Here is a 15,368-nt window from a genome sequence, read left to right as displayed (position 1 = left end):
AATATGCCCAGCCTCAACAAGATCCTGATCGCCAACCGAGGCGAGATCGCCTGCCGGGTGATGCGTACCGCCCAGGCCCTCGGCTATCGCACTGTCGCCGTCTACAGCGAAGCCGATGTCGACGCCCGCCATGTGCAGCTGGCTGACGAAGCGGTGTGCATCGGTCCGGCGCCGGTGGGCCAGTCCTACCTGTCGATCCCGGCCATCATCGGCGCCGCGCAAAAGACCGGTGCCGACGCCGTTCACCCCGGCTACGGCTTCCTTTCCGAGAATGCTGACTTCGCCCGGGCCTGCGAGGCTGCCGGCATCACCTTCATCGGCCCGACCGTGGAAGCTATCCACCTGATGGGCAGCAAGCGCCTCTCCAAGCTGGCCATGCTGGAGGCCGGCGTGCCTTGCATCCCCGGTTACGAAGGTGCCGAACAGGACGACGTCACGCTGGCCCGCGAAGCCGAGCGCATCGGCTACCCACTGATGATCAAGGCCAGCGCCGGTGGCGGCGGCCGTGGCATGCGTCTGGCGAACGGCCCGGACGAACTCGCGGCACAACTGCGCACCGCTCGCTCCGAGGCGCTGAATGCCTTCGGCAGCGCCGAACTGATCCTGGAAAAGGCCGTACTGAAACCGCGTCACGTGGAAATCCAGGTGTTCGGCGATCAGCACGGCAACCTGGTCTATCTAGGCGAGCGTGATTGCTCGGTGCAGCGTCGTCATCAGAAAGTCATCGAGGAAGCGCCCTGCCCGGTCATGACCGCCGAACTGCGCCGTGCCATGGGCGAAGCGGCGATACAGGCAGCACGCACGGTTAACTATGTCGGTGCCGGTACAGTGGAGTTCCTGCTGGATACCCGTGGCGACTTCTACTTCCTGGAGATGAACACCCGCCTTCAAGTGGAACACCCGGTGACCGAACTGATTACGGGCCAGGACCTGGTGGCCTGGCAGATTCGCGTTGCCGAAGGCCAACCGCTGCCGTTGAAACAGGAAGATATCCACCTCAACGGCCACGCCATGGAGGTACGCCTCTATGCCGAGGACCCGGCTGCCGGTTTCCTGCCCCAAACCGGCGACGTGCTGCGCTGGGAGCCAGCCGAACTGGAGGGTATCCGCATCGACCACGGTCTGGTGGAAGGCCAAGCCGTGTCGCCGTTCTACGATCCCATGCTGGCCAAGGTAATCGCCTGGGGTGCCACTCGCGACGAAGCCCGGCGCAAGCTCGCACGCGCGGTGGAGGACTGCGTGCTGCTCGGCGTGAAGGGCAACCAGCGCTTCCTCGCCAACCTGCTGCGTCACCCTCGGTTCGCCAGCGGGGAAGCCACCACCGCCTTTATTGGAGACGCTTTCGGCGACGATTCCAGCCTCTGCCCGCAATCGGCTTCGCCGATGGAGCTGGCCGTCGCAGCCACCCTGCTCTACCAGGCCTCGGCCACGCGCTCCGCCCACCAGGGCAGTCTCGCCGGCTGGCGCAGCGCCGGCAGTGCCCCTTGGTGCCTGGTGCTGCGTCAAGGAGAGCAGAAGCACGCCGTGGAGCTGGCTGTGCAGGAGGCCGGCCGGCAACCACGCCTGCTGGCAAGGGTGAATGACGCGGAGATCGCCGCTCGCCTGGTGAGCGCCGATGGCCGCTGGGCGATCGTGGAGCTGGACGGAATTCGTCGCCGCATCGCCTACCACCAGCAGGCCGCACAGCTCTGGCTGTATGGCCAGAACGGCAATCTGGGACTGCAAGACGTCACCCACGAGCCCGCCGGCGGCCAAGCCGGTGCCGGATCCGGCGTAGTGAAGGCGCCCATGGACGGTGCCATTGTCGAGGTGCTGGTGGCCGAAGGCTGCCGCGTCTCCAAGGGCCAGCTACTGGTGGTACTGGAAGCCATGAAGATGGAGCACCCGCTCAAGGCCGGCGTTGACGGTGTGATCCGCCGCGTTCAGGTCAGCCAAGGCGACCAGGTGAAAAGCCGCCAGTTGCTGGTGGAGGTAGAGGAAAGCCTCTGACGAGGTACGTTTCGTAGGAGCGAGCTCTGCTTGCGAAGGATTGCGGCACGATTCGCCCTGTAGGGGCGAATTCATTCGCCAATGGCCGCAGCGCGGCCCCGGACAACAACAAGAACCAGGAGGTCCAGATGTCTCTTTCCGGCAAGACCCTGTTCATCACCGGCGCCAGTCGCGGCATTGGCCGTGAAATCGCCCTGCGCGCCGCCGCCGATGGCGCCAATATCGTCATCGCCGCCAAAAGCGCCGAGCCCCATCCGAAGCTGGCTGGAACCATCTTCAGCGTGGCCGAGGAAGTGGAAGCTGCCGGCGGCAAGGCCCTGGCGCTGCAACTGGACGTGCGCGACGAGAACGCCGTACGCGAGGCCATGGCCAGGGCCGCCGAACACTTCGGCGGCATCGACGCACTGGTCAACAATGCCGGCGCCATCAAGCTGGTGGGCGTGGAGCGCCTGGAGCCCAAACGTTTCGACCTGATGTACCAGATCAACACTCGCGCAGTGATGGTCTGCAGCCAAGCCGCTCTGCCCTATCTGAAGCAAAGCGCCAATGGCCATATTCTCAGCCTGTCGCCGCCGCTCAACCTGGCAGCCAAATGGTTCGCCCAGCACGGGCCCTACACCGTCACCAAGTACGGAATGAGCATGCTGACCCTGGGCATGAACGAGGAGTTCAAGCGCTATGGCATCAGCGTCAACTCACTCTGGCCGCAAACCATGATCGCTACCGCCGCCATCGAGTTCGAACTGGGCAGCCGCGACGCCTTCAAGCGCGCGCGCACGCCGGCGATCATGGCTGATGCCGCCTACGCCATCCTGGCAAGCCAGGGTCGCAGCATCACCGGCCGCCTGTTGATCGACGAAGAAATCCTGCGCGAGCAAGGCCAGACCGACTTCGAACAGTACCGCTACGACCCGCAAGGGGGCTCGCTGGTGCCGGATCTGTTCCTGGATTGAGGTCCAAAACCTGTAGCGGTGAATTCATTCGCCAAGCAGGCCGAAGGTCTGCCCTGAAAGATCGAATGGGGCAGCGATGCTGCCCTTGGCGAATGAATTCGCCCCTACAACAGCCTTGCGCCACCGCCACTATTTGCCCATCTGCCCCCACATCGCCGCGCGAGGGTCATGGTGGGGTTCGGCGACCCGTTCTAGAGTCAGGAAGACGACTGCGTACAACAACGACAACACGCGAGAACCATGAGCCAGGTCGAACTGATTTCCCCATTGAGATTCATCGCCCGCCTGCCGACTAACCTGCCACGCCTGCCGCGCATGCTGCTGGGGCTTTATTACACCGGCATTCGCAACCGCGAGAAAGCGCTCTCCCTCGGATGGGCGCTGGAGCGAGCCGCGCGCCTGTATCCCGATCGCCCTGCAGTGGTCGACGAACAACGCCAGCTCAACTACACCCAGCTCAATGCCTGGAGTAACCGTCTGGCCCATGCCCTGAAGGCCGAAGGCGTTGCCCATGGCAGCGTGGTGGCTGTGATGCTGGAGAACCGTATCGAAGTGCTGGCGGTACTCGGCGCGCTGGCAAAGCTCGGGGCGATCGCCGCTCTGGTGAACACCACACAGCGCGGCAAGGTGCTCAGCCATAGCCTCAACCTGGTGAAAGCTCGGCATTTCGTGGTGGGCGAAGAGCTACGCGGTGCCTTCGATGAAGTTCGCAATGAACTGGAAGACTCCCGTCGCTGCTATTGGGTGGCCGATGCCGATAGCCTGCTCGAGCCCGGCGACGCTCCCGCCGGCTGGCGGAACCTGATGCGCCTCGCCCTGGGCCAGCCCGGGGACAACCCGGCGGACACCGGGCAGGTGCGCCTCAAGGACGCGTGTTTCTATATCTACACCTCAGGCACCACAGGGCTGCCCAAGGCTTCGATCCTCAGTCATGGCAAGTGGATCAAGGCCTATGGCGGCTTCGGCCACTCGGGTCTTGGCCTTAGCGAGACCGACGTCTTCTATCTGACCCTGCCCTGCTATCACAACAATGCAGTCACCGTGAGCTGGGCCTCGGTGCTGGCCGGTGGTGCCGCCATCGCCTTGCGTCGCAAGTTCTCCGCCAGCAATTTCTGGAAGGATGTCGCGCGCTATCAGGCCACCTGCTTCGGCTATATCGGCGAGCTCTGCCGCTACCTTCTGAACCAGCCGCCCTGCCCCGAGGAGCGGAGCAACAGCCTGACCTGCATGATTGGTAACGGCCTGCGCCCATCGATCTGGGGTGAGTTCAAGTCGCGCTTCGGTATCGAGCGCGTGATGGAGTTCTACGCCTCCAGCGAAGGCAACATTGGCTTCACCAACGTATTCAACTTCGACAATACGGTGGGGTTCTCCCCCGCAACTTTCGCCATCGTCCGCTATGACCTGGAAAATGACCGTCCGCTACGGGACCCGCGTGGCTTCCTTCAGGAAGTGGCGCAGGGTGAGCCGGGTCTGCTGATCAGCGAGATCAGCCCCAAGTGGCCCTTCGACGGCTACACCGATCCGGCCAAGAGCGAGGCGGTGATCTTGCGTGACGTGTTCAAGAAGGGCGATGCCTGGTTCAACACCGGCGACCTGATGCGTGGTATCGGCTGCAAGCATGCACAGTTCGTCGACCGCCTTGGCGACACCTTCCGCTGGAAAGGCGAGAACGTTTCCACCACCGAGGTCGAGAACGCCTTGGGCGCCTTTCCCGGCGTGGAGGACGCGGTGGTCTACGGCGTGGAAATTCCCGGCACTAATGGCCGTTGCGGCATGGCAGCCCTGCGCCTGAGCAGTGGCACACAACTGGATCGCCAGGCCCTTGCCGATCATCTGGATCGAGAACTGCCGGCCTACGCCTCGCCACTCTTCGTGCGCCTGCTGGGAGAGGTGGAGACCACTGGGACCTTCAAGTACAAGAAGACCGAGCTGAAGCAGCAAGCCTATGACCCGGAATCAGTGCGCGAGCCCCTCTTCGCCCGCCTGCCGGGCGATCCGGACTTTCGCCCCCTGGATGGGGCGCTGTATCAGGCAATACAGCGCGGCGAATACCGTTTCTGAGGCTTCCTGAAACTGTGCGGGCGAAATCATGCGCGAATGAATTCGCTCCCACAGGCTGGCGCCGACCTACGACTGCGACGGCCTATCGCTTGAACTCGAACTGCAATTCGGCGCCCTCAACGGAGCGCCAGTAGTCGTCTTCCCGTTCGTTGGTAATCAACTTGCCATTGAGCTGAAACGGGCTCTCCGGTGCAGGTTTCTCCACGAACATCTGCGGTAGCAGGGGTTGGTCCGGCAGATCGGCAGTGGCTTCGCTCGGCTGCAGCTGATCGACCAGCCCCTTCGGCAAGGTGAGGTCGAGCTTGGCCTTGGGCAATGGCGCCTCGGTCGAAGCGGCCACCGGCGGTTCCTTCGGCTTGACCGGAGCAGGAGGCGACGGCACCGGCTTGGGCGTTGGCACCGGTGGCGGTGGTACCGGCTTGGACTCCGGCACGGGCGGGGGCTCCACGGGTGCAGCCGGTTCGGAAGCCGAGCGCGCCGGCTCCGGGCTGGCGGAGATGGGTGGCGGTGCGGGAGGCGACTTGGGCTGCGAGGGGGCATCCCTGTCGCATGCCGCCAACAAAGTCAGTGCCAGGCCGGCACAAAGCAGATGAATCGAACGCATGGAAGTTCTAGCGGGGGCAGTGATGGCGCCATGCTCCACCTTAGCCAGCAGCGTGGCAAGTCCGGCGCGACCGCTGTCAGCGGTCACGCTCCAGTTTCCGCAGCTCGGCGGCGATATCCCGCTCGGGGTAGCGGGTCTGCAATTCACTCATCAGCTTGCGTGCTTCCTCGCGCTTGCCTGCCCTGTTGAGTTCCAGCACGCGTTGCAAGCTGGCTCGCGGCTCGACTGGCGGTGCGGCCCTGGCCATTTCGGCCTTGGGTGCGGCCTCTTCCAATTGCATCGGTTCTTGCTGGCGTGCCTCGACTTCGGCGCTGCTGTCGGCCATGGCCGAAGCTTTTTTCTCAGTCTGGGCAGGAGGGCTGGCCAGGGTGGCCGGTGCGGCCTTGGACATGGGTGCAGCGGCCGGCGCCGGAGCGGAGTACTGCATGGGGCTGGCGGGCGGAGCATCGAAACGCTGCTCGGCCTCCTGCTGGGTGCGCAAGGTCAGGCTGAGCCCGATGCCCAAAGTGGCGAAGCCGGCCACAGCGACCGCCCAGCGCTGCCGACCGCCAGAACCGAACAGCCAGGCATGCAGGTGCTTTCCCCAGGAAGGCACTTTTTCAGCCCTGTTCTGCGCTGCCTGCGCCGCAGCCGCGGCGAGGATACGCTGGTCCAGTAGCACCGAGGGCTCGTCGTGACAGTGGCGACGGTAATGTTCGAGCAGTTCCCGTTCCATGGCGTCCGGCTTGTGCGGGTCTTGGTTCATGCGGATACCTCCTCCGCAGCGGCCGGGTCGGCCAACAGCCGACGCAACTTCTGCAGCGCATAGCGCAGACGGCTTTTCACCGTTTCCGCGGGTGTACTCGTGAGTTCTGCGATCTCGGTCACTTCCAGGTCGCCATGGGCACGCAACAGAAACACCTCGCGCTGCTCACCCGGCAATTCGTCCAGGGCCGCGCGCAGGCGTTGCTGGTCCCGGCTCAGGGAAAGCTCCCGTTCGGGATCCGGGCTGCTGCCCGGCAGTGCCTCACCGTGGAGCGTCTCATCGAAGGTTTCTTCCCGGCCCTGCAAGCGGCCGTACTTGCGCCAATGGTCGATCAGGCGATTGCGAGCGATCTGGTAGAGCCAGGTCTTGAAACTGGCCTGGCCGAGCGGCGAGGAGTCGCTGCGAATCAGGTTCAGCCAGGTTTCCTGGAAGATTTCCTCGGCCAGCGCGCCATCACCACACAGGCCACAGAGAAAACGGTAGAGGCCAAGGCGATACCGCGCGTAGAGCACGCCAAAGGCCTCGGCATCGCCGTTGCGGTAACGCCGCAGCAAAGCGGCGTCGTCATCCGTGAGGATCGCGTTCACGTCATTCCTTCCGCGCGTGGGATGGAGCGGGAGTTTGCAGGCTTTGCGCCAGTTCCACCAGTTGTACGAACTCACTACGCAAGCCGAAGCGATCGTCGCCACGGGCCGCGCGAGCCAGGCTGGCGCTGTCGGACAGACTGAAATCCCCGGTGTATTGCCCCCCTTTGAGCAGCTGGGCGAAGGCAGCTACCGCAGCAGCAAAGCGCAGGTCCTCGCTGGCCTCGCCGGGGCTGGCCACATTGGCGGCAGCGATGGGACGTTCCAACAAGCGGCTCTGCTCCGTACCCGGCGCCTTGTAGCGCACACGCAACCAGGCAAGTTCGCCAGGATTGCCTTGGGTCTTGGCGGTCGACTGGTAGCGCAGCGGCTCCAGCCAGCCCTTGGCACCCGCGGGGACGATCTCGTAGAGCGCGGTGATGGTGTGTCCGGCACCGATCTCGCCGGCATCCACCTTGTCGTTGCTGAAGTCTTCACGCTTGAGCGCGCGGTTCTCGTAACCCAGCAGGCGGTACTCGCTGACTTCGGCCGGATTGAACTCCAGTTGCAGCTTCACGTCGCGGGCCACTACCGAAAGGGTCGAATCAAGCTGGTCCACCAGTACCTTGCGTGCCTCGCGCAGGTTGTCGATATAGGCGTAGTTGCCGTCACCGGCATCGGCCAACTGCTCCATCAGCCGTTCGTTGTAGTTGTCCATGCCGAAACCCAGCGTGGTCAGGGATACCCCGCCCTTGCGCTTCTGCGCAGCCAGCTGCTTGAGGCTTTCGAAGTCGCTGATGCCAACATTGAAGTCACCATCGGTGGCCAGGAGGATACGGTTGATGCCATTCGGGATCAGGCCCTTCTGCGCTTCTGCATAAGCCAGCTGGATACCCGACTCGCCCGCCGTGGAACCGCCGGCGCTGAGCTGATCGATGGCGGTCCGGATCTTCGCCTTCTCGCTGCCAGGCGTGGAGCCAAGCACCACCCGTGCCTCCCCCGCATAAGTGACCAGGGAAACCCGGTCCTGGGGTCGCAACTGGTCCACCAGCAGTTTCAGGGTGCCTTGCACCATGGGCAGGCCCTCGCGGCGATCCATGGAACCGGAGACATCCACGAGAAACACCAGATTGGCCGGCGGCAGCTGTGCGACCTTGCTATCGGATGCCTTGATTGCCACTCGCAACAAACGCGTCTGTGGGTTCCACGGAGTCTGCGCCAGTTCGATGCCGATGCCGAACGGCACATCGCCCTCGGGCATTGGGTAGCTGTAGGGGAAATAATTCACCATCTCCTCCAGCCGCACCGCGTCGGCCGGCGGCAATTGGCCGCCGCTGAGGAAGCGTCGCACATTGGCGTAACTGCCCGTGTCCACGTCGATGCTGAAGGTTGAGACGGGCTCGTTGGCCACCGAATGCACCGGGTTGTCAGCCAGATGCTGGTACTGCTCCCGGGGCACATCGCGGTAGCCCGGCAGCAAGGCATCTTGCATTGGGGCGGGCGCGATCATTGGCATCTGTCGTGCTTCGGCAGCGTAATCGGCGCGCTTGGCGAGCGTTTCCGGCGCACTGGCGATGGCCTCCCGGTGCATCTCCGGCTCGGGCTGGTTCAATACCGCAGGCGGCACCGAGGCCTTGCTGGCGGGCGGAGCCGAGGCATCCTGGGCGCTGCAGGCGGCCAGGGCGAGCAGCAGGCCCGCGGTGAAGCCAGCGGCCAAAGGTTGGTGCGCAAGGAACTGATGGCTGGACATGGATGCCTCCTGGGAACGAATGAGCCACTCGCACCAGTAGACGGATGCCTTACGCCAGACGGGTTAATGCAGGAAAAAATCATTCGCCAAGGACCACAGGCGGCCCCTGGCTGAAAGTTACAGCCCCACTTCCTGGCACAGCTGCTTGGCCAGCATGCCGAGCGTCATCATGGCCCGCTCAGCCTCGCGGTTCCACGGGATGCCGCAGTTCAACCGTACACAGTGGTTGAACTGTTCCGTGTTACTGAAGATCAGCCCCGGCGCGATGCTGATGCCCTGCTGCAAGGCACGCATGTGCAGGTCCTTGGTGTTCACCTTGGCCGGCAAGCTGATCCAGAGGATGAAGCCTCCATTGGGGCGGGTGATCTGGGTGCCTTCTGGGAAGTACTGCTGGACCGCGAGCTGGAAGGCAGTGAGGTTCTTCCGGTACTCCTGTCGGATGTAGCGCAGGTGCCGGTCGTAGCCGCCATTCTCGAGGTAGGCCGCCACCCCCATCTGCGTGACGCTGCACGCCGAGTGGGTACTGAAAGTCTGCAGGCGCTGGATTTCCGCCTGGTACTTGCCGGCGACCATCCAGCCGATGCGCACACCAGGCGACAGCGTCTTGGAAAAGCTGGAGCAGTAGATCACCCGGTCGTCCAGGTCATACGCCTTGATCGCTTTGGAAGGCCCCTGATCGAACATCAGTTCGCCATAGATATCGTCTTCGATGATCTGGATGTCAAAGTCCGAGGACAGGCGCAGCAGTTGCTTCTGTCGCTCCTCGGGAATGGTGCCGCCCAGCGGGTTGCTCAGGCGCGCAGTCAGAACCAGCGCCTTGATCGGCCATTGGTTGGCTGCCAGCTGCAGGGCCTCCAGACTGATGCCGGTGGTCGGGTCGCTCGGGATCTCGATGACCTTCAGGCCGAGCAGGTCGGCCAGTTGCAGCAGGCCGTAATAGGTCGGCGACTCCGTGGCAATCAGGTCACCCGGACGGGTCAGCACCCGCAAGCTCATCTGCAGCGCGTCCACACAACCGTGGGTAATCACCACTTCGCTGGGGTCAACCACTACGCCGGCGTCGCGCATGCGGATCGCCACCTGGCGACGCAGCGGCTCGAAGCCGGGGCTGAACATGTAGCTGAAGGCGCGCGGGCTATGGAAGCGTGTGACCTTGGCGAGCTGCTGGTGGAGGGTGCGTACCGGCAGGTAATCGACATGGGGAACGGCTGCGCCCAAGGGGAAGACGCCCTCGCGGCGGGACTCGGCTAGAACCTGTTGAATGATGCTGGCGCGGGTGACGAGGCCCGGGCGTTCGACACGAGCGATATCCGGGGTGGACGCGGTCAGGGCCGGGGTCTGGTGCACATAGAAGCCGGATTGCGGACGAGCGCGAATCAGTCCCTGGTCCTCCAGGCTTGCGTAAGCCTGCAGCACGGTGGCGTGGCTGACACTGAGCTGGGAACTGAGCTTGCGCACCGAAGGCACGCGTTCGCCCGGCTGGTAGACGCCTCGGCGAATATCATCGGCCAGTTGCTGGGCGATGCGTTGGTAGAGCAACAGATTGGTCATGACGGCAGCACCTGTATCACTGGACCGAAACACTATCTGAACACTTAACAACTGCACCGGTACAGATCGGGAAATTGTGTGCGATACAGTGAATTTTTCCAGGCATGAAAAAGCCCCGGTGCCGAACGGCAACCGGGGCCTTGTGGCAGAGCGGCTTCAGCGTGCCGAGCCGAGCTCGCCCTTTTCATTGGAGAAGACGATCTCCACTCGACGGTTCTGCGCCCTGCCGCGGTTGGAAGCGTTTTCGGCTACAGGGAAGGCTTCGCCATAACCCTGGACCTGGATGCGCTTGGCATCGATGCCGAGGTCGACCAGGGCATCCGCCACCGCCTGGGCACGATCGGTGGAGAGCCTGAGGTTGTCTGCCTTGTTGCCGCTGCTGTCGGTGTAGCCCTCGATACGTACGACACGGCGTGGGTTCAACTGGAGGAACTGCACCAGTTTCAGCACCGTGCGATTGGCCGAAGCCTTGAGATCAGCGTGACCGGTATCGAACAGCACATCACCCAGGGTCATCACCAGGCCACGATCGGTCTCAGTGGCGGCCAGCGCGATCATCTGCTCTTCAAGCCACTTGCCCTGCTGCTGGACACTGAGGAGCTTGGCTTCACGCAGAGCCAGTTGCAGGCGCTCGCGCTCCATCTGCAACTTGGCGGCACGCGCCTGGTTCTGGCTCTGTTCGCTGTGCTGGCTGGCGATCTCGCTGTAGCGCTGGCTGAGGTACGCGTAGTGGACTACGTCCCGGTCATTGCCCCAATAGCTGGACAGGCGCTCGGCACGAGCCAGGGATTCGCCAGCGCGGATCACATCCTTCGGCGCGGCGCTGAGGACGTTCTGGTCCTCCTTTACCTTCTGGAACATCTGGCGAGCCTGCTCGAGGCTCTGTTCGGTCTGCTGCTGGTTGGCGCAACCACCGAGCAGTCCAAGGCCAAGCATCAGGCCGGCGGTCAATGCATGATTCCGCATCACTGCACGTCTCCCAGCTGCTTGCGCAGGCGATTGATCCGCGCGGTCAGCTCGGCCAATTGGTCCTGGCTCTTCTTGGTGAGCACCTTGGCTTCCGCAAGGCGTGCATCCAGTTCCGCCTCTTCGGCCAGGACGCGCGCACGCTTGTAGTCCTGCTCACCCATGTTCTTCTCGGCCAGGGCGAGTTTGTCCTGGGCAAGCTTCATTTCCTCGATCTGTTCGGTGGCGCCGACGGCCTTGGCCTGCTCCACGGCCTTCTCGGTAAGGCGCATCTGTTCGATGGGCGCCGGATCGCTGGCACAGCCGGCCAGGGCCAGCACAACCAGGCCGGCGGCAAACAGGGGTGTCTTGCTCACTAGAGGATTCCTAATCATTCGGGAGTGCCGGCGGGTTGCATCATCTGCAGTGCCTTCCAGCGTTCCAGGTTGCGCTGCAGCAGGGTTTCCGGCACTCCGGCGGCAACCAATTCTGTCATTTTTTTCGCGAGCTGTCCGCGCAGCCAGGGGTCGTTGCAGGCCGAGTTGTGGGACAGCGTCAGGTACAGACCTTCACTGGAAATCGGAGGTTCCAGCGCGGCCAGATCGTCGGCCATGCCCAGGGTGTCGGCCAGCACCAGGCCGGGGTATCGCTCATAGAGCACGTAGTCGGTGCGCTCCAGCAGCAGCTTCTGGTAGGCCTGGGTCAGGCTGGGAACCTCTTCGAGCTTGAGATTCTCCTTGGCGAAGCGGTCGAAGGCCTCGCCAAAGCTGTTCTTCACCAGCGTGCCGCCGATGTGGCTGCGCAGGTCTTCCCAACCGCTGTAGGGGAACGCGCGCTCGCGCTTCACCCAGACGACGCTTTGGGTTTCCAGGAAGGCCGGATGAACGTAGTCCATGGTTTCCAGGCGCGGCAGGGTGAGGAAGGCCCCTGCGATCAGGTCGACGCGACCGGTACGGACTTCATCCTGGGCACGGGACCAGGGGCCGGTGTAGAGGATTTCCACCTTGAGCCCGAGTTCCTTGGCGATCTGCTTGAGCAGGTCGGCATTGGCGCCTATGAGTTGCTTGGGGTTCTCGGGATCGCGCCACAGATAGGGGGGATACTCGGGATTGCCGGTGGCCACCAGACGCTCGCATTTCCCGGCGGCCTGCCCGACTCCGGGCAACAGGCACAGCACGAGGAGCAAGGACGAGAGCTGCAATCTTGGCATCTGAAGTTTCCTGGGCTGGACATTCGATTGGCACCGACTTGTGCTGCATCGCCTGGAGCGAGCTTCATGCTAGCGTACAGGCGGCTTAAAGAACTATTCGCAATAAGGGCAGGCCATGAAGAAACTCATCATCGCAGTCATCATCTTGCTAGCGGCTGCGGCGACAACCCTCTACTTCTCTCCCATGGCGCTCACCGCCAGCGTGCGCCTCGTTGAGCGCCAACTTGCCGGTTTGTCGGAGCGCCAGATCGCGCTGGGCGATCTTAGCATCCATTACTACGAGGGCGGCCCGACCAAGGGCGAAACCATCGTGATGATCCACGGGTTCGGCGCCAGCAAGGACAACTGGCTGCGCTTCGCCCGCCATTTTACCGAGCGCTACCACGTCATCGCGCTTGACCTGCCTGGCTTCGGTGACAGCGACCGTCCTGCCGGCAGCTACGATGTCGGCACCCAGGCCGAGCGCCTGGAGTCCTTCATCAAGGTACTGGAGTTGGGCAAAGTGCACCTGGTAGGCAACTCCATGGGCGGCCATATCGCCGGGATCTTCGCAGCACGCTACCCGCAGCAGGTGCGCAGCCTGGGGTTGTTCGACAATGGCGGGATCACGGCCCCGAACAAGAGCGAACTGTTTCGCCTGATCGAAGGCGGCCAGTCCAATCCCCTGATAGTGCGCAATGCCGATGACTTCCAGCACTTGCTGGATTTCGTCTTCGTCGAGCCGCCGCCCCTTCCCGAGTCAGTGAAGACCTACCTCGCCGAACAATCCATGGCTAACGAGGCGCACTACAACGAAGTCTTCCGCCAGCTCCGGGAGCGCTATATCCCACTGGAGCCTGAGCTGTCGCGAATCGAGGCCCCTACCCTGCTGCTCTGGGGAGATCGCGACCGCGTGCTGGATGTATCCAGCATCGAGGTAATGAAACCACTGCTGAAAAAACCAACAGTGGTAATCATGCGGGACTGCGGACACGCTCCCATGCTCGAGCGCCCGGAAGAAACTGCCCGGCACTACCAGGCCTTCCTCGACGCCAGCCGCCGTTAAACGGCAATAAAAAACCCGCTCCGAAGAGCGGGTTTTTTGTACGGCAGGCCGGGAAGCGCTATTACAGCAGCTTTTCCAGTTCCGGTACGGCTTCGAACAGGTCCGCCACCAGGCCGTAGTCAGCCACCTGGAAGATCGGGGCTTCTTCGTCCTTGTTGATCGCGACGATGACCTTGGAGTCCTTCATGCCCGCCAGGTGCTGGATGGCACCGGAGATGCCGACGGCGATGTACAGCTGCGGCGCGACGATCTTGCCGGTCTGGCCGACCTGCATGTCGTTCGGTACGAAACCGGCGTCGACGGCGGCACGGGAGGCACCCACGGCAGCGCCCAGCTTGTCGGCCAGGGCATACAGGTGCTTGAAGTTGTCGCCGTTCTGCATGCCACGGCCGCCGGAAACGACGATCTTGGCAGCGGTCAGTTCCGGACGATCGGACTTGGCCAGCTCTTCACCGACGAAGGCGGACTTGCCGGCGTCGGAAACAGTGCCCACGGCTTCAACGGCAACGGAACCGCCTTCAGCGGCAGCGGCGTCGAAACCGGTGGTACGCACGGTGATCACTTTCACGGCCGCGCTGGATTGCACGGTGGCGATGGCGTTGCCGGCGTAGATCGGACGCTTGAAGGTGTCGGCGCTTTCAACGGCGATGATCTCGGAGATCTGGTCGACGTCCAGCAGAGCCGCCACGCGCGGCAGGTAGTTCTTGCCGTTGGTAGTGGCGGGTGCCAGCACGTGGCTGTAGCCCTTGCCCAACTCGGCGATCAGCGGAGCGACGTTCTCCGGCAGCTGGTGAGCGTAGGCGGCGTTGTCGGCGACCAGCACCTTGGATACGCCAGCAACCTTGGCGGCAGCTTCTGCAGCAGCACCGACGCCCTGGCCAGCGACCAGAACGTGGATATCACCACCGATCTTCTGAGCGGCGGTCACGGTGTTGAGGGTGGCGGCGGCCAGCGCGCTGTTGTTGTGTTCAGCGATTACCAGGATTGCCATCTCAGATCACCTTCGCTTCGTTCTTCAGTTTCTCGACCAGTTCAGCCACGGACTTGACCTTGATACCCGCCTGGCGGGCGGCCGGGGCTTCAACCTTCAGGGTCTTCACGGTGGAGGCAGTGGAAACACCCAGGGCATCCGGGGTAACCACGTCCAGCGGCTTCTTCTTGGCTTTCATGATGTTCGGCAGCGACGCGTAGCGCGGCTCGTTCAGGCGCAGGTCGGTGGTGACGATCGCCGGCAGGTTCAGCGCAACGGTCTGCAGACCGCCGTCGATCTCACGGGTGACGTTGACCTTGTCGCCCGCCAGCTCGACCTTGGAAGCGAAGGTGCCCTGGGCATAGCCAGTCAGGGCGCCGAGCATCTGGCCGGTCTGGTTGTTGTCGCTGTCGATGGCCTGCTTGCCGAGGATGACCAGCTGCGGCTGCTCTTTCTCGACCACGGCCTTCAGCAGCTTGGCGACTGCCAGGGAGTTCAGCTCGTCGGCGGACTCGACCAGGATGGCGCGGTCAGCGCCCAGGGCCAGGGCAGTACGCAGCTGCTCTTGAGCGGTGTTCGGGCCGATGGTGACGACGACGATTTCACTCGCTACGCCTTTTTCTTTCAGACGGACGGCTTCTTCTACGGCAATTTCGCAGAAGGGGTTCATCGACATCTTCACGTTGGCGAGGTCGACGCCGGAGTTGTCCGCCTTGACGCGGACCTTGACGTTGTAGTCGACCACTCGTTTGACAGCTACAAGAACCTTCATGGATTCCTCGTTACTCTCCGGTTAATAAGAATGTCGCCAAGACGAGCCTGGCCAGTGATGCAGGTCGGCCGGAACCGACGTCAGCCCAGACAGCGAGCGCAAAACCGCCCGTATCTTGACCGGATCGCCTATTCGGGTCAATACAGCAAAATGCCCCGTCATAAGGCGCAGAGCCTTATCCTATCAGGGCTTCACAAAATTCAAACA

General features: G+C 63.1%; 14 protein-coding genes. 4 read left to right on the top strand and 10 right to left on the bottom strand.

The window, feature by feature from the left end; genetic code table 11:
- Positions 1-3: 3 nt before the first annotated feature.
- The 3 genes from atuF to D6Z43_RS02440 all read left to right on the top strand — a co-directional run bounded on the left by atuF (position 4) and on the right by D6Z43_RS02440 (position 5,006).
- Positions 4-1,989, top strand: coding sequence for a geranyl-CoA carboxylase subunit apha (gene atuF / locus D6Z43_RS02450; RefSeq protein ID WP_120650146.1), 1,986 nt, complete (start codon positions 4-6; stop codon positions 1,987-1,989).
- A gap of 128 nt (positions 1,990-2,117) precedes the next feature.
- Positions 2,118-2,942 carry an NAD(P)-dependent oxidoreductase gene (locus tag D6Z43_RS02445; RefSeq protein ID WP_120650144.1) on the top strand — a complete coding sequence of 275 codons (825 nt, stop codon included), beginning with the start codon at positions 2,118-2,120 and terminating at the stop codon, positions 2,940-2,942.
- Positions 2,943-3,182: 240 nt separating this feature from the next.
- Positions 3,183-5,006: a long-chain-acyl-CoA synthetase gene (locus D6Z43_RS02440; protein ID WP_120650142.1), complete on the top strand. Its 1,824-nt coding sequence runs from the start codon at positions 3,183-3,185 to the stop codon at positions 5,004-5,006.
- Positions 5,007-5,088: 82 nt separating this feature from the next.
- Here D6Z43_RS02440 and D6Z43_RS02435 read toward each other — a convergent pair whose 3' ends face one another.
- The 8 genes from D6Z43_RS02435 to D6Z43_RS02400 all read right to left on the bottom strand — a co-directional run bounded on the left by D6Z43_RS02435 (position 5,089) and on the right by D6Z43_RS02400 (position 12,374).
- Positions 5,089-5,697 carry a hypothetical protein gene (locus D6Z43_RS02435; protein ID WP_178083596.1) on the bottom strand — a complete coding sequence of 203 codons (609 nt, stop codon included), beginning with the start codon at positions 5,695-5,697 and terminating at the stop codon, positions 5,089-5,091.
- On the bottom strand, positions 5,687-6,355 hold the full coding sequence (locus D6Z43_RS02430; RefSeq protein WP_120650140.1) for a hypothetical protein: 669 nt from the start codon (positions 6,353-6,355) through the stop codon (positions 5,687-5,689). The genes D6Z43_RS02435 and D6Z43_RS02430 overlap by 11 nt, the downstream gene beginning before the upstream one ends.
- Positions 6,352-6,942 carry an RNA polymerase sigma factor gene (locus D6Z43_RS02425; protein WP_120650138.1) on the bottom strand — a complete coding sequence of 197 codons (591 nt, stop codon included), beginning with the start codon at positions 6,940-6,942 and terminating at the stop codon, positions 6,352-6,354. The genes D6Z43_RS02430 and D6Z43_RS02425 overlap by 4 nt, the downstream gene beginning before the upstream one ends.
- A gap of 1 nt (position 6,943) precedes the next feature.
- A complete protein-coding gene (locus D6Z43_RS02420; RefSeq protein ID WP_120650136.1) occupies positions 6,944-8,668 on the bottom strand; it encodes a VWA domain-containing protein in 1,725 nt (574 codons plus the stop codon).
- Between the two features lie 117 nt (positions 8,669-8,785).
- Entirely contained in the window at positions 8,786-10,219 is a 1,434-nt protein-coding gene (locus D6Z43_RS02415; RefSeq protein ID WP_120650134.1) for a PLP-dependent aminotransferase family protein, read from the bottom strand.
- Positions 10,220-10,375: 156 nt separating this feature from the next.
- Positions 10,376-11,185, bottom strand: a complete 810-nt coding sequence (locus tag D6Z43_RS02410) for an OmpA family protein (protein ID WP_120650132.1) — start codon at positions 11,183-11,185, stop codon at positions 10,376-10,378.
- Complete coding sequence (locus D6Z43_RS02405; RefSeq protein WP_077526125.1) at positions 11,185-11,541, bottom strand: DUF4398 domain-containing protein; 357 nt, start codon at positions 11,539-11,541, stop codon at positions 11,185-11,187. The genes D6Z43_RS02410 and D6Z43_RS02405 overlap by 1 nt, the downstream gene beginning before the upstream one ends.
- Positions 11,542-11,555: 14 nt before the next feature.
- Positions 11,556-12,374 carry an ABC transporter substrate-binding protein gene (locus D6Z43_RS02400; RefSeq protein WP_120650130.1) on the bottom strand — a complete coding sequence of 273 codons (819 nt, stop codon included), beginning with the start codon at positions 12,372-12,374 and terminating at the stop codon, positions 11,556-11,558.
- 115 nt (positions 12,375-12,489) lie between these two features.
- Between D6Z43_RS02400 and D6Z43_RS02395 the strand changes: the two genes are divergently transcribed.
- Complete coding sequence (locus D6Z43_RS02395) at positions 12,490-13,419, top strand: alpha/beta fold hydrolase (RefSeq protein ID WP_120650128.1); 930 nt, start codon at positions 12,490-12,492, stop codon at positions 13,417-13,419.
- A 61-nt stretch (positions 13,420-13,480) separates the two neighbouring features.
- Here D6Z43_RS02395 and D6Z43_RS02390 read toward each other — a convergent pair whose 3' ends face one another.
- Both D6Z43_RS02390 and D6Z43_RS02385 read right to left on the bottom strand, forming a co-directional pair.
- Positions 13,481-14,410, bottom strand: coding sequence for an electron transfer flavoprotein subunit alpha/FixB family protein (locus D6Z43_RS02390; RefSeq protein WP_120650127.1), 930 nt, complete (start codon positions 14,408-14,410; stop codon positions 13,481-13,483).
- A 1-nt stretch (position 14,411) separates the two neighbouring features.
- On the bottom strand, positions 14,412-15,161 hold the full coding sequence (locus tag D6Z43_RS02385; protein ID WP_120650125.1) for an electron transfer flavoprotein subunit beta/FixA family protein: 750 nt from the start codon (positions 15,159-15,161) through the stop codon (positions 14,412-14,414).
- Positions 15,162-15,368 lie beyond the last annotated feature (207 nt).

This window comes from Pseudomonas sp. DY-1, from assembly GCF_003626975.1.
Classification (GTDB): domain Bacteria; phylum Pseudomonadota; class Gammaproteobacteria; order Pseudomonadales; family Pseudomonadaceae; genus Metapseudomonas.
This window is presented reverse-complemented; position numbering and strand designations above follow the sequence as displayed.

Bases quoted from the DNA above. Each gene is read 5' to 3' on its own strand.
- D6Z43_RS02430 (WP_120650140.1), bottom strand. From the start codon at position 6,355: ATGAACCAAGACCCGCACAAGCCGGACGCCATGGAACGGGAACTGCTC.
- D6Z43_RS02415 (WP_120650134.1), bottom strand. From the start codon at position 10,219: ATGACCAATCTGTTGCTCTACCAACGCATCGCCCAGCAACTGGCCGAT.
- D6Z43_RS02395 (WP_120650128.1), top strand. From the start codon at position 12,490: ATGAAGAAACTCATCATCGCAGTCATCATCTTGCTAGCGGCTGCGGCG.
- D6Z43_RS02400 (WP_120650130.1), bottom strand. From the start codon at position 12,374: ATGCCAAGATTGCAGCTCTCGTCCTTGCTCCTCGTGCTGTGCCTGTTG.
- D6Z43_RS02420 (WP_120650136.1), bottom strand. From the start codon at position 8,668: ATGTCCAGCCATCAGTTCCTTGCGCACCAACCTTTGGCCGCTGGCTTC.
- D6Z43_RS02385 (WP_120650125.1), bottom strand. From the start codon at position 15,161: ATGAAGGTTCTTGTAGCTGTCAAACGAGTGGTCGACTACAACGTCAAG.
- D6Z43_RS02410 (WP_120650132.1), bottom strand. From the start codon at position 11,185: ATGCGGAATCATGCATTGACCGCCGGCCTGATGCTTGGCCTTGGACTG.
- D6Z43_RS02390 (WP_120650127.1), bottom strand. From the start codon at position 14,410: ATGGCAATCCTGGTAATCGCTGAACACAACAACAGCGCGCTGGCCGCC.
- D6Z43_RS02440 (WP_120650142.1), top strand. From the start codon at position 3,183: ATGAGCCAGGTCGAACTGATTTCCCCATTGAGATTCATCGCCCGCCTG.
- atuF (WP_120650146.1), top strand. From the start codon at position 4: ATGCCCAGCCTCAACAAGATCCTGATCGCCAACCGAGGCGAGATCGCC.
- D6Z43_RS02445 (WP_120650144.1), top strand. From the start codon at position 2,118: ATGTCTCTTTCCGGCAAGACCCTGTTCATCACCGGCGCCAGTCGCGGC.